This is a genomic window from Nostoc sp. UIC 10607 (genome assembly GCF_047228265.1).
Lineage (GTDB): Bacteria > Cyanobacteriota > Cyanobacteriia > Cyanobacteriales > Nostocaceae > Nostoc > Nostoc foliaceum_A.
In genome coordinates this window covers 164,894-178,138 of the sequence record NZ_JBIQNW010000002.1, presented here as the reverse complement: position 1 = coordinate 178,138, position 13,245 = coordinate 164,894, and the positions used below count along the sequence as shown (strand labels likewise).

The 13,245-nt window shown below is 42.4% G+C and carries 10 protein-coding genes and 2 pseudogenes; 5 read left to right on the top strand and 7 right to left on the bottom strand.

All coding sequences use genetic code 11. The annotated features are described in order from the left end of the window. Position 1: 1 nt before the first annotated feature. Positions 2–172, bottom strand: a pseudogene (locus ACEYW6_RS02935) (pentapeptide repeat-containing protein); the annotation flags it as partial. A gap of 832 nt (positions 173–1,004) precedes the next feature. Continuing rightward, entirely contained in the window at positions 1,005–1,931 is a 927-nt protein-coding gene (locus tag ACEYW6_RS02930; RefSeq protein WP_412978553.1) for an AraC family transcriptional regulator, read from the bottom strand. A 240-nt stretch (positions 1,932–2,171) separates the two neighbouring features. On the opposite strand from ACEYW6_RS02930, the gene ACEYW6_RS02925 reads away from it, so the two are divergent. Together ACEYW6_RS02925 and ACEYW6_RS02920 are read left to right on the top strand one after the other, a co-directional pair. Next, positions 2,172–3,248: an alpha/beta hydrolase gene (locus ACEYW6_RS02925; protein ID WP_412978552.1), complete on the top strand. Its 1,077-nt coding sequence runs from the start codon at positions 2,172–2,174 to the stop codon at positions 3,246–3,248. A gap of 192 nt (positions 3,249–3,440) precedes the next feature. Then, entirely contained in the window at positions 3,441–3,827 is a 387-nt protein-coding gene (locus tag ACEYW6_RS02920) for a VOC family protein (protein ID WP_412978551.1), read from the top strand. 207 nt (positions 3,828–4,034) lie between these two features. On the opposite strand, the pseudogene ACEYW6_RS02915 reads toward ACEYW6_RS02920, so the two are convergent. Further along, positions 4,035–4,157, bottom strand: a pseudogene (locus tag ACEYW6_RS02915) (Uma2 family endonuclease); the annotation flags it as partial. Between the two features lie 422 nt (positions 4,158–4,579). After that, positions 4,580–5,656: a PIN/TRAM domain-containing protein gene (locus ACEYW6_RS02910; protein ID WP_190891524.1), complete on the bottom strand. Its 1,077-nt coding sequence runs from the start codon at positions 5,654–5,656 to the stop codon at positions 4,580–4,582. Positions 5,657–5,906: 250 nt separating this feature from the next. Here ACEYW6_RS02910 and hemW point away from each other — a divergent pair, with 250 nt between their 5' ends. The 3 genes from hemW to ACEYW6_RS02895 all read left to right on the top strand — a co-directional run bounded on the left by hemW (position 5,907) and on the right by ACEYW6_RS02895 (position 9,256). After that, positions 5,907–7,088, top strand: a complete 1,182-nt coding sequence (gene hemW / locus ACEYW6_RS02905; protein ID WP_412978550.1) for a radical SAM family heme chaperone HemW — start codon at positions 5,907–5,909, stop codon at positions 7,086–7,088. A gap of 69 nt (positions 7,089–7,157) precedes the next feature. Further along, positions 7,158–8,045, top strand: a complete 888-nt coding sequence (locus ACEYW6_RS02900) for a sugar phosphate nucleotidyltransferase (protein ID WP_412978549.1) — start codon at positions 7,158–7,160, stop codon at positions 8,043–8,045. Between the two features lie 89 nt (positions 8,046–8,134). After that, a complete protein-coding gene (locus ACEYW6_RS02895) occupies positions 8,135–9,256 on the top strand; it encodes a THUMP domain-containing class I SAM-dependent RNA methyltransferase (protein ID WP_412978548.1) in 1,122 nt (373 codons plus the stop codon). Positions 9,257–9,492: 236 nt separating this feature from the next. Here the strand turns inward: ACEYW6_RS02895 and ACEYW6_RS02890 are convergent, their stop codons facing one another. The 3 genes from ACEYW6_RS02890 to ACEYW6_RS02880 all read right to left on the bottom strand — a co-directional run bounded on the left by ACEYW6_RS02890 (position 9,493) and on the right by ACEYW6_RS02880 (position 13,230). Next, positions 9,493–10,140, bottom strand: a complete 648-nt coding sequence (locus ACEYW6_RS02890) for a PEP-CTERM sorting domain-containing protein (RefSeq protein WP_412978547.1) — start codon at positions 10,138–10,140, stop codon at positions 9,493–9,495. A gap of 387 nt (positions 10,141–10,527) precedes the next feature. Then, on the bottom strand, positions 10,528–12,180 hold the full coding sequence (locus ACEYW6_RS02885) for an NAD(P)/FAD-dependent oxidoreductase (protein WP_412978546.1): 1,653 nt from the start codon (positions 12,178–12,180) through the stop codon (positions 10,528–10,530). Positions 12,181–12,204: 24 nt separating this feature from the next. Further along, positions 12,205–13,230: a S66 peptidase family protein gene (locus ACEYW6_RS02880; RefSeq protein ID WP_412978545.1), complete on the bottom strand. Its 1,026-nt coding sequence runs from the start codon at positions 13,228–13,230 to the stop codon at positions 12,205–12,207. Between the last annotated feature and the right edge of the window lie 15 nt (positions 13,231–13,245).

Genomic DNA, 13,245 nt, shown 5'->3' with positions numbered 1-13,245 from the left:
CTCAAACTTGCTCATTAGTGATAAATCTTGCTCTGCATAAGTCAGCCTTTTTAAGGCTGGTGCGATCAAGGTTTGCATTTTCAAGGTTTGCATTTTCAAGATTAGCACTTTGAAGATTAGCTTTTCTCAGATCAGCAAACCGTAAATTAATGCCTGCTGCTCTAGCTGCCTCAAGATTAGCATTTTATAGTAACGCGATCGCTTTTCTTTCGGCTCAACGATATACCAAAAGGAATGCGGAAATTACTTAAATAAACAAGTAAACTGGGGTTTGAGAAAGTAAAAGCTTCTTTTACTTGCGGAAAACACCAAAATGAGAAAGCAAACCGGGATTTGAGAAAGTAAAAGCTAATTTTGCTTGCGGAAAACACCAAAATGAGAAAGCAAACTGGGGTTTGAGAAAGTAAAAGCTTCTTTTGCTTGCAAAAAATATCAAAATGAGAAAGCAAACTGGGGTTTGAGAAAGTCAAACGCCATTTTGAGTAAGCAATATGGCTTTTTGCTTATTAAATATGAGGTTTTGAGAAAGTAATATGCCTTTTTGGTGATTAAATATAAATTTAAGTGAAATATGCGAAAGTTTAGACATCCGGCAACAAGGGTAAACGATAATGTCGATACCTGCATCACTTAGCAATGTTGCCGCAGAGAGTGGTAATCATTGACGGGGCAACAATTTCATGGCGGTTATACCAATTTGAAAAAAGAATGCGACAGATAGACCATTTGTAGAGACGCGATTCATCGCGTCTTTACCCAAGGATGTGTTGCGATCATTAATTGAATTGGTATTAGGTAGTTAAATGATGCGATCGCCAAAGTAGGACGATGCAAAAATTAAGGCTTGTTGAATATCTTCAAAATAGCTGTTTCGCCCTCACGCCCATTGAATTGTTAGTCCGCCGTTCGGTTTTACCACGCCGTTTTTGCTTACGCCCAACGCGGCAAAACAAAAAGCGAGCAACTTTGTATTAGTCCTTTGTACCAATAAACCTGTCCGATTCTTATTGCCCTAAATTGCTGCGTAGCTTGGCGATGTCACGATGCGGGGGAATACCAAATAGTTTTTTATATTCCCGGCTGAAATAAGACGGGTCATCGTAACCGACACGAAAGCTGGCGATCGCTACATCCATGTTTTCGCCGAGCATCAGACGGCGCGCTTCCTGAAGCCGTATTTGTTTCTGGAACTGCAAAGGACTCATCGCCGTGACGGACTTAAAATGTTGGTGAAAGCTTGACACGCTCATGCCGAGTTCGCGGGCTGTATCTTCGATTTTCATCGGCCGATCGATGTTCTCGCGGATTTGCTTGACCACCCTAGAGATGCGCTGCGCGTCGCCTTCGGTAGTGATAAGCTGACCCAGGCGTGCGCTTTGTTTTCCCTTTAAAAGCCGATAGATGATCTCGCGGATGATGAGCGGCGCGAGAAACTTCATTTCGTCCGGCGTGTCAAATAGTTTTACCAGTTTGACGATCGCTTCCAGCAAATCGGCATCAACCGGGCTGACATCCATCGCCTTGACTCCGGTGCCACTTTTTTTAGTTTCGATGCCAGATTCAATCATCACCGCAGCAACAAGTGCCGGATCGAGGTCTATCCGAAGATTCAAATAAGGTTTTTCCTCGGACGCTTCGACGACATTACTCATAATCGGCAAATCAAGCGTCGAGATTAAGTAATGACCGGAATCATAGTGAAATAATTCATCGTTCAAAAGCACATCCTTGCTGCCCTGCGCGATGACGCAGAAGGCGGGCTTTAATACGGATATCTGGCTCTCAGTCGGTTTCGACGATTGATATATGAAAATACCCGGAAACACTTCCAAAAGGCTGTTTTCGGGAGCGAGACGAATCATTCTTTCGATCAGCTCTTCCCGATTGATCTGCATCTTTCGCTTTTCAAATTCTGCTTCTTTTGGGTTCATAAATTTATATTAGACATTTTGTTTTTGTTCAGCACGTTGCACGGCAATTTTTTGGAGAATTGTCCGGTTTTTTTCGATGAACGTCCTCACGCTATCCGTTTTCACGCCTGCATAATTGAACTCATACAGCAAAAGGTAGAAACGCTGCTGATAAAACCAGATTAATATTTGGAGAAATTTAAGATTAATAGAGCAACAATTTCAATCTGTAAATCTCACAATGAAAAGGGGAGAAATTATATGAAATATATATTAATTTTAGCGATGATGGCTCCTATGATAAGCGGGCAAGCTTACACACAAACAGAACAAAAAGGACAATTAGAAAAAACAAAAGAAATGGAACAAATAACACCAAAGGGATATACAACTTTTAAAGTAAGCGACAACGTTGCGATGTATAAGGTTACTTTTAAAAACCAATACAAAATGAATGTTGCGGGACATCTATTTATTCCCAAGAATTTAGATCAGAGTAAAAAACATTCGGCGATCATTGTTGGGCATCCTATGGGAGCTGTAAAAGAACAAAGTGCCAACGTGTATGCTGCGAATATGGCTGAACGAGGGTTTGTGACATTATCTCTTGACTTGTCTTTTTGGGGTGAGAGTGAGGGCGAACCACGCAACGTTGTTGCGCCTGATGTTTATTCTGAAGATTTCAGTGCAGCAGTTGACTTTCTTGGGACGCGTCCATTTGTTGACAGAAACCGAATCGGAATAATTGGAATTTGTGGTAGCGGAAGCTTTGTTATCAGTGCCGCTAAGATTGATCCGCGAATGAAAGCGATCGCAACTGTCAGCATGTACGATATGGGAGCAGCTAACCGAAATGCACTTAACAATTCGCTGACCCTTGAGCAGAGAAAGAAAATCCAAGAGGAGGCTGCAAAGCAACGTTATGTAGAGTTTACCGATGGTGAAACCAAATACACCAGTGGGACTGTACATAAGTTAGATGAAAACACACACCCTATCCAGCGTGAGTTTTATGATTTCTATCGTACACCGAGAGGTGAATACACGCCCAAAGGAGGATCGCCGGAACTCACAACGCACCCGACGTTAAGCAGTAACGTTAAGTTTATGAATTTTTACCCGTTTAATGACATAGAAACGATTTCCCCTCGTCCTATGCTCTTCGTCACAGGTGATAAGGCTCACTCAAGAGAGTTTAGTGAAGATGCCTACAAACGTGCAGCCGAACCCAAAGAATTGTATATCATTCCGAAAGCAGGACACGTTGATTTATATGACAGAGTTGAGTTAATTCCCTTTGATAAACTCGCGTCATTTTTTACCGAACATTTAAAGTAACGTGAGTTTGAAATAAGAACCGAAGAGTTATAAAGAAACCGTCGTTTTGGCACTATTGGCTTGTTCATGAAAAGAAAGGTAATATCAATCAAAAACATTAAAGCTTAACCTCGACTTAAGAGGGTGTAATGTGGTTGGGTTCCCACCTACGTACACTCTCTTAATAATTGTACTAAAAAAAGCAAAACTCCAATGAAAACCACTGGTATTCATCATGTAGCTGTTATTTGTTCTGACTACGATCGCTCCAAAAAATTTTATGTAGAAGTTTTAGGCTTTTCGATTATTCAAGAGACTTTTCGCGCCGCCAGAAATTCTTATAAATTAGATTTAAAAGTTGCAGAAAATACTCAAATTGAACTATTCTCTTTCCCAAATCCTCCAGAACGAGCTAGTAAACCAGAGTCTTGTGGTTTAAGACATCTTGCTTTTCAAGTTGATGATGTAGAGGAAACTGTTTTTTATTTAAAATCAAAAGGGTTAGAGGTAGAAAATATCAGAGTTGATGAAATTACAGGCAAAAAATATACTTTCTTTAAAGACCCAGACAATTTACCATTAGAAATTTATGAGCGTTAAAATTACTTATAGTCAAACTTCTTATCACTGTAGATAAACAAGCGATGTCTACGATGATCACTGAGCAACTGGTGAGCGAAGTCGAACCATGTCGTTCGCGCAGCGTCTCGTAGAGAAGTGCGGGCTACCCTTACGCACCAGTCTAATTACTGTTTCTTATTGCCAATATTTCTATATTAATAACTATGCCTACACTTCTAAATCTTCTTCATGCGGGCCAGTGGGTTCCATGTCAATTAGTTCTCCATCTGCTAGTTCATAGCGGTGATTGTCTTGATATTGGGAGATAAAATTTTCAAATGTGAGAGCTTTTGGGGAGATATATGTCATGAAAATCAATCTCCTGAAGACAAGTTATTTTGATTCTAAGTCAACTTTACGGCATAAAATTTATTTGGTTATTTGGGGGACAGTAAATACTTCTACCAAGAAACGCTGCACGAACAAAATCGAGTGTAATTATTAATTATGAATTATTATTTTAAGCGATCGCCTCCGGTGAGTGTTTGCATCATCCCACCACAAACTCTGTTTTGTCAGAGCATTAAGTTTAGCCAGAGTAGCTGAGTCTGGTGATTACCAATAAATCAATACAGCTCAGAATAAGCAATAAAACCCTCATGTAGAGACGCGATTCATCGCGTCTTAAAATACCAATAACCCTTAACCCAAGCGTATTGACCAATAAATAATCGGTGCAGGTTGGCTGCACCGATTGCACAATTTATATTTAATTGCACCGGACATTTCCCTCACGCCAATGCGGAAGCTTGGGGTTTGGCAAAAATCATTCTTCCTGCGGTGGTTTGCAAAGCACTAGTGACTACTACTCGCAGTTCACCACCCACATAACTGCTACCTTCTTCAACGACTACCATTGTGCCGTCGTCTAGATAGCCAATGCCTTGACTAGGTTCTTTGCCTTCCTTGAGAATTTTCAAATCCAGGTTGTCGCCTGGTAAATAACTGGGACGGACGGCATTTACTAAATCATTCACATTCAAAACAGGTACTTTCTGGACGCTGGCGACTTTAGACAAGTTGTAGTCGTTGGTTAGCAATGTACCGCTGATTTCTTGGGCAAAGCGCACCAACTTGGCATCTACTGTGGGAATATCTTCGTAATCAATTGCATTAATCACAATGCGATCGGGATATTCTTCTTTAATACGGTTGAGAATTTCTAGCCCTCGTCTTCCCCGCACCCGCTTTTGGTCTTTACTAGCATCCGCTACTTGTTGGAGTTCTTGCAAGACAAACTGTGGTACGAGAATTTGCCCTTCCAGAAAGCCTGTTTCTAGTAACGCTTCAATGCGACCATCAATAATGCAGCTAGTATCTAAAACTTTAGTATTAGCTGGTTTTAGCGTCCCTTCCACTACCATCGATTCGACGGTGTTGGGATTAATGAAGCGCAATAAACCTCGCCCGTGGGTATCTGCCAAATTCATGCCAGTAACGGAGAGGATAATACTGCCGACAACTGCCACTAGTGGCTTAATAAATCCAAAATCCGCCGGTATAGGTAGTAAAAATAGTGGGGCTAGCATGAGGTTAGCTAGCAATAGCCCAATCACTAAGCCAATGGCACGAGTTAAGATCACTTCCAGAGGCATTTCTTTGACTTGTGATTCTAGACGACGATATGTCGTCTGGAAACTCAGCCCGATCGCACCACCAATAATAGCGGCAAAGACGGCAACAACTAAGCGTAAAGCTTCAAGATTTGTTACCTGATCGAGAGTGCCATTGGGTAGTAGTTCAATGCTGTAGAACCCTATTCCCGACGCTGCCAAGATAAATGAGAAAATAATAATGGCGTCAAGCATGGTTGTCTTGTTTTCCTGCAACTGTGGTAACCGATAAAGTTAAGTATTTTTTATTTCATCGGTAAGATAGACTCATCAATATTGACTTACACTAAGGGTTTAGTAGGGCAATATCTGCAATTATTATAACCAAAGCCTTTTATCTTCATATTTTTCATTGTTTCGTTGTAAAACGACAAAAACTTGTAAATAAACTACTCATTTTCATTGTCTCTAATTCGCAGTTGGCTTAACTTAATTCTTTCTCAAAATGAGTCAAAAATTTAGTATTTCTGGAATTGCGAGTTCTGCTTATGTACATATTCCCTTTTGCAGACGGCGGTGTTTTTATTGTGATTTCCCGGTGTCTGTTGTGGGCGATCGCTTGCGGGGCGAAACATCTGGTACTATCTCCCAATACGTTGAGGTGCTATGTCAAGAAATTGCCATTACACCAGCATTTGGTCAACCCCTGAAGACAATTTTCTTCGGTGGTGGTACTCCTTCGCTGCTATCAACGGAGCAGCTACAACGGATAGTAACAGAGCTAGAGAAGCATTTTGGCATTGCTTCCGGGGTAGAAATTTCTATGGAAATTGACCCAGGTACCTTTGATTTAGCACATATAGTAGGCTACCGCAGTGCAGGCGTAAACCGGGTAAGTTTGGGTGTACAAGCCTTTCAATCAGAATTATTGCAAAGGGCGGGGCGATCGCACTCAGTTGAAGATATTTTCGCAGCTGTGGAACTAATTCACCAAGTCGAGATTCCCGAATTCAGCTTAGACTTAATTTCTGGGTTGCCACATCAGTCTTTGGATCAATGGCAGGATTCTCTAACAAAAGCGGTAGCGCTTCTACCCACTCATATATCTATTTATGATCTTACCATCGAACCAGGTACAGCCTTTGGTCGTTACTACAAACCTGGTGATACTCCCTTGCCAACGGATGAAGCCACAGTCAAAATGTACCAGATGGGGCAGCAGGTTTTAACTAGTGCAGGTTATGAGCATTATGAAATTTCTAATTATGCTCAATCTGGTCATCAGTGTCGGCATAATCGAGTGTATTGGGAAAACCGCCCTTATTATGGCTTTGGTATGGGTGCAGCGAGTTATTTAGAAGGGAAACGCTTCACTCGTGCGCGTAAAACTAGGGAGTATTACCAGTGGGTGGAAGCTGGTGGTGTGATTGATTGTGATGTGACTCCCCTAAAGGAAGTATTGTTAGAAACGTTAATGTTGGGGTTGCGTTTGGCGGAGGGTGTAAGTTTGGCGGTGTTGGCGGAGGTGTTTGGGGAAGAGAAGGTGGAGGAAATTTGCAGATGTTTGCAATTATATTTTGATAAAGGTTGGGTTGAAGTTGCAGAGGGAAGGTTGCGTTTGATTGATCCCCAAGGGTTTTTGTTTTCTAATGTGGTGTTGGCGGAGTTATTTGAGAAGTTGGGGTGACGAACCGCAGAGTCGCAGAGGGCACAGAGAGAGGAGGGGAGATTTTAAGCTGATGAGGACTGACAATTTATGCAGAAAAATAAAGTTAGAAAAGCTGTGATTCCAGTAGCTGGTTTCGGCACTCGTTTGTTTCCAGCTACCAAAGTTGTGAAAAAAGAACTTTTCCCGATTATTGATCGAGATGGTAGGGCAAAACCTGTCATTATCGCAATTATTGAAGAGGCAATTAATGCTGGGATTGCAGAAGTAGGGATTGTGGTGCAGCCAGATGACAAAGAAATATTTGAAAATTTATTGAAAAATCCACCTAAAAAAGAACTTTTAGATAAACTTTCACCGCAAAATCAAGAATATAGCCGATATATCGAAGATTTAGGTAGCAGAGTTACTATTTTATTGCAAGAGGAGCAATTGGGCTATGGTCATGCAGTATTTTGTGCTAAAGATTGGGTGAAAAATGAGCCGTTTTTGCTAATGTTGGGTGATCACATTTATGCATCTGACATTGAAAAGTCTTGTGCGCGTCAAGTTTTAGATGTTTATGAACAAGTTAATCAAAGCGTTGTTAGCTTAACTACAATGCCAGCAGAGATTATTCATAAAGCTGGGTGTGTAACAGGAGTTTGGCAAGAGTTAAACTCTATTTTGTCAGTTAAACAACTCTATGAAAAGCCTACCATTGAATATGCACAACAGCATTTACATGTAGACGAAATGGCAGAAAATGAGTTTTTATGTATATTTGGTTTGTATTTACTTACACCGAAAATATTTGACTTTCTAGCAGAACATATCAACCAAAACTTCCGAGAACGAGGTGAATTTCAGTTAACATCCTGTCTGGAAAGATTACGTCAGGAAGAGGGAATGACAGGATATGTTGTTAAAGGTAAATGTTTTGATATAGGATTGCCAGATACTTATCGTCAGACAATGATTGATTTTAAAAATATTTAGATTAATCTAAGTTCGAAAAGTCGCTTCTCTGAAAAACCAATAAATTGAGTTCCTAGTACGCATTAATTACGAATTACGAATTACGAATTATGAATTATTTTGCAACGGTTGCTCGTGGATTAGAAACCCTCGCGGCTCAGGAGTTAGAGCAACTGGGTGCTCATTCAGTGGAGCCAGGGTTTTGCGGTGTAGCCTTTGAGGGCGATCGCACTTTGCTTTATCGCGTCAACCTCTGGGCTAGGCTACCGTTCCGAATCTTGGTGAATATCCATGAGTTTCCATGCCTTGATGCCAAGGATCTCTATCGCGGTATCCAGTCCATCGATTGGGTAAACTATCTCACGCCAGACATGACCCTGGCGGTGAATGTCACAGGCAAAAACGCTCACCTCAACCACAGCCATTTCACATCTCTCCAGATCAAAAATGCGATCGTTGATCAGCAGAAAGAAAATCTGGGTGAGCGTTCAAATGTAGAGCTTCATGACCCAGATGTGCGGGTCAATGTTCATATTGAACGTGACTTTTGTACCGTTAAACTCGATAGTTCTGGAAATAGTCTGCATCGCCGAGGCTACCGCCCTGCGGTTGGAGCAGCCCCTCTCAAGGAATCTCTGGCTGCTGCACTCATTCAGCTTTCGGGTTGGGAGCCAAACCAGATGTTCTACGATCCTCTCTGTGGATCTGGCACTTTACCCCTGGAAGCTAGCTTAAAGGCACTGAACATAGCACCAGGGTTGTTTCGTGAGTGCTTTGGATTTGAAACTTGGCTCGATTTTGATCTGTCCCTTTTAGAAAAGCTGCTCCAAGAAGCTAAGGACAGTCAACTAGATACCCTTCCCGCACCTATTTGGGGAAGCGATCGCGATGAAAATATAATTGAGCAAGCGATTAACAATGCTCAAAACTGCGGCGTTGATAACCATGTATGGTTTTCTCAAATGGAGCTTGCCGATGTTGTCGCCCCCGCAGACAGTGGAATTTTATTCTGCAATCCACCCTATGGCGAACGGCTGGGGCGAGATAGTGATTTAGGAGCATTTTACAAACTTTTGGGCGATGTGCTGAAACAACGCTTCAAAGGCTGGACTGCATTTGTGCTGAGTGGGAACAAGGAACTGTCTCAATCGATTGGACTAAAATCATCCCAGCGGATTGCGGTATATAACGGAGCGCTGCCTTGTCAGTTAATGAAATATGAGTTGTACTAAGGAATAAGAATTAAATAACATACAATTTATGTTCCTGGCTTACCTCACCCTCAATCCGTAGCCTTATAAAGAAGAGGGAAGCTAGATAGAAAATGAAGTTTTGCATTTTATTTAATTCACGTTCCTAAGACCAGAACAGATCAGATTTTGCGATTTTTTGATGATCAAGACTGAAACTACTTCAGAGGTTGAAGTAGTTTCAGTCTTGTATTCTATGAAACCCTAAGAACGTGTAATCAGATAGCGCGACGGCGGCGAACCATTACCATTCCACTTGCTACTAAACCAAGACCTAACAAAGAAGCCGGTTCAGGAACGGAAGTAGGAGGAGGATTTTTCCCTATATTAGAGACGAATAATGAGGCATGAGATAAATCTTTCCCTGCCTTTCCACTGCCATCTAAAGCAACACCAATGGTATTGAATACTCCTGTTAAACCTTGAGAGAAATCATAATCTTTGAATAGGTAAGCAGTGTAAGCAGTACTTGTTTTGAGGCTAACTACAAACGTGTTACTGGACAATGCTGTGCCCAAACCCCATGTACCAGAATTAAAGTCATTGGCTGCTGTAATCGCAAAAGGATTCGGCTCATCAGATTTGCCAGCTAAAGTCCATTGCACACCAGTACCAACAAAGCTGCTAAAAAGACCATTATTTAGCTCAGGGAGCAAAGTACCTTGTGCCCCTGTGTCATTACCAGTATTTGGGCCGTCACAAGCTGTAGCTGAAACTCCTCCAAGTGAAATATCGGCCAGGCTACATATTGCTGAAGAAGTTTGTCCGCCACGGGGTGCAGCATATACTGGTGCAGCAATTGAAGCACAAGCGATTCCAGAAACTAATAAAACTGAAGCTGATATGAAAGAAAAATTCTTTTTCATTTTGGACTCTGCTTGAAACTTCGAACGAGATGTATTGTTATTGATGTAGGTAGTTACTAAATATTTACTTTGGAATAATAGTCCCTACTACGATACTTTGAATCTTATATGTATTTGTTTTTACATACCTGTAATTTGGTGTCATTTTTATCAGATATTTAAACAATTGCCGCTTATTTAATCCCCTGATAAAGTAGTGATTTTATCCTCAGTAAAAACTCTTAAACTTTACATAAACGGCACAACAAGATATCAGCAATGATTAAAATCCAGTAATAAATAACCTAGCCGATTGCTCTTAACTGTTTGTACTTCGTGCTAGGGCAGCTTACCGTAGGTATCCCATTGACTATTTCAGATTTGACGATGCCTACGGCGCTAAACTACTCAATTCCTCAAAATACTTAAAGCCACCCCCTCTGCTACCTTAATCCCATCAATACCAGCCGAGAGAATTCCCCCTGCGTATCCCGCGCCTTCACCAGCCGGATAAAGACCGACTGTATTTAAACTTTGATAATCCTCTTTGCGTTTAATCCGAATCGGTGATGACGTGCGGGTTTCCACCCCAGTCAATACGGCATCATCCATTGCAAATCCTTTAATTTGTTTGTCAAAAGCGGGAAGGGCTTCGCGGATGGCTGCGATCGCATAATCTGGTAAACTCTGACTCAAATCACCCAAATGTACCCCAGGTGTATAAGACGGCTTAACAGTGCCAAATGCTGTCGAGGGGCGATGGTTGAGAAAGTCACCCACCAACTGCCCTGGAGCTTCATAAGTTCCACCGCCCAACTCAAAAGCTTTTTCTTCCAAGCGCCGTTGAAAGTCAATTCCCGCCAAGGCATTTCCCGGATAATCTTCGGGTGTGATACCCACAACGATCGCACTGTTGGCATTGCGCTCATTGCGAGAGTATTGGCTCATCCCATTGGTGACAAGTCGCCCCGGTTCTGATGCGGCTGCAACTACCAAGCCCCCTGGACACATACAGAAACTATAGACGGAACGACCATTTTGGCAGTGGTGAACCAGTTTGTAATCAGCAGCACCTAAAAGCTTATGACCAGCCTGAGCGCCGAAACGACATTGGTCGATGAGAGTCTGGGGATGTTCGACCCGAAAGCCGATGGAAAATGGTTTCGGCTCAATGTAAACCCCACGATCAAATAGCATTTGGAAGGTATCGCGGGCGCTGTGACCCACCGCCAAAACTACATAATCGCTGGCGATATATTCCCCATTAGCGAGGGTGACTCCCCGCACCTGTCCATTTTCGATGTTGATATCTTCAACCCGACTTTCAAAGCGAATTTCGCCGCCGAGGGATTCGATTTTAGCCCGCATACTTTGGACAATTCCCACCAGTTTGAAGGTGCCGATATGCGGTTTGTTGATATAGAGAATTTCCGGTGAGGCTCCCGCATTGACGAGTTCGGTTAGTACCTTGCGCCCATAATGCTGAGGATCTTTGACTTGACTGTAAAGTTTGCCATCGGAAAATGTGCCCGCACCACCTTCGCCAAATTGGGCGTTAGATTCTGGGTTGAAGTCTGATTTTTTCTTCCAAAAGCCAAAGGTATCAGCAGTGCGATCGCGAACTTTTTTGCCACGTTCTAAAATGATGGGACGGAACCCCATTTGTGCGAGCATCAAACCCGCAAACAAGCCACAAGGCCCTGTACCAATTACGATGGGGCGAATCGCCAAATTACTAGGTGCTTGTGCTACTGGGCGATAACTCATGTCTGGCGTGGCCATTACATGGGGATCTTTTTTCAGGCGCTTGAGTAGATGAGTTTCCTGAGTTGTTTCTACATCGAGAATATAAACAAGAGTGATCTCTCCTTTCTTACGCGCATCGTAGCTACGCTTGAAGATAGAATAGCTGATCAATTCTTCGTCCGTGATTTGCAGCTTTTTGAGGATGGCAGACTTGATCTCATCTTCAGGATGATCAAGCGGGAGCTTTACTTCTGTTAGTCGTAACATGGCGAGGAGAAATTCATACTTGTCTATCAAAATCTTAATCAAAATCACTGTGGCGCTGCTGATTTTCGTGGCTCAAACCAGACTAACAGCCGCCTCTAACATTCGTATTGTCCCAAGTTCAGCATCTATTTCCACTTCCACACCGATTGGCAAGGTAAATTTATCTTTAATATGACCAATCATTGAACCATACCAAGCAGGAATACCTAAAGGAAGTATGTGGTCTTGCAATACTTGCATTAAAGTAAATGACGGTTCATCGCCAAGACTACAATTAGTGCATTGCCCAAAGATAAAGCCAGCAATTTGATTAAGTATCCCAGTAGTTTTTAACTGTGTCAGCATCCTATCTAGACGGTAAACATCCTCGCCAATTTCTTCCACAAACAGGATGCTTTTGTTCCAAGAAGGTAGGTAAGGTGAACCTACCATTGCTGATAGCACTGATAAGTTTCCACCCACAAGTTTACCTCTTGCCTTTCCCCGTGCTATTGTCTGCACCCGCACTTCGCTAGGGTTGAGATTTTGCATAGTCACAGTTTCAGCATTAAATAGGATGCGCTTGAAGTAATCCACTGTAAATTGATTCCAGGTAGACGTAGCAACTGGCCCATGAAAAGTAATCATTTGACTACGGGCATTAATTGCCAATAACAGCGTCGTAATATCGCTGTAACCCATGAGAATTTTCGGATGGGAGCGGATCAGCGAGTAGTTGAGTAAAGGTAAAATGCGATTACAACCCCAGCCACCACGCATGGCGATAATTGCTTTTATGGTGCGATCGCTAAACATCAAGTTTACATCCTGGGCGCGATCGCTATCTTTACCCGCTAAATAGCCGTAACGATCTAAAATATGCTTCCCCAGCTTGACTTTTAACCCTAATTGTAAAATTGATTGCTGCGCTGCTTCGATATCTTTAGCGTCAACGATACCCGCAGGCGCGATTAGTCCTACAGTATCGCCTAATTGCAGACGAGGCGGCTTGCGGATGGTGTTTGCGGGTAGTTTACCTTCAGCGGTAAGTGGTGATATCTGGGTGGCTAGAGTAGCGAGTCCACAAGTTGTGAGAAATTCCCGACGCTTGATAGTCATAACCATTAAGTTGGA

What these genes read in the sequence shown, in the direction of transcription:
- ACEYW6_RS02930 (WP_412978553.1), bottom strand. Translation starts at nt 1,931, where the DNA reads ATGAACCCAAAAGAAGCAGAATTTGAAAAGCGAAAGATGCAGATCAAT.
- ACEYW6_RS02925 (WP_412978552.1), top strand. Translation starts at nt 2,172, where the DNA reads ATGAAATATATATTAATTTTAGCGATGATGGCTCCTATGATAAGCGGG.
- ACEYW6_RS02920 (WP_412978551.1), top strand. Translation starts at nt 3,441, where the DNA reads ATGAAAACCACTGGTATTCATCATGTAGCTGTTATTTGTTCTGACTAC.
- ACEYW6_RS02910 (WP_190891524.1), bottom strand. Translation starts at nt 5,656, where the DNA reads ATGCTTGACGCCATTATTATTTTCTCATTTATCTTGGCAGCGTCGGGA.
- hemW (WP_412978550.1), top strand. Translation starts at nt 5,907, where the DNA reads ATGAGTCAAAAATTTAGTATTTCTGGAATTGCGAGTTCTGCTTATGTA.
- ACEYW6_RS02900 (WP_412978549.1), top strand. Translation starts at nt 7,158, where the DNA reads ATGCAGAAAAATAAAGTTAGAAAAGCTGTGATTCCAGTAGCTGGTTTC.
- ACEYW6_RS02895 (WP_412978548.1), top strand. Translation starts at nt 8,135, where the DNA reads ATGAATTATTTTGCAACGGTTGCTCGTGGATTAGAAACCCTCGCGGCT.
- ACEYW6_RS02890 (WP_412978547.1), bottom strand. Translation starts at nt 10,140, where the DNA reads ATGAAAAAGAATTTTTCTTTCATATCAGCTTCAGTTTTATTAGTTTCT.
- ACEYW6_RS02880 (WP_412978545.1), bottom strand. Translation starts at nt 13,230, where the DNA reads ATGACTATCAAGCGTCGGGAATTTCTCACAACTTGTGGACTCGCTACT.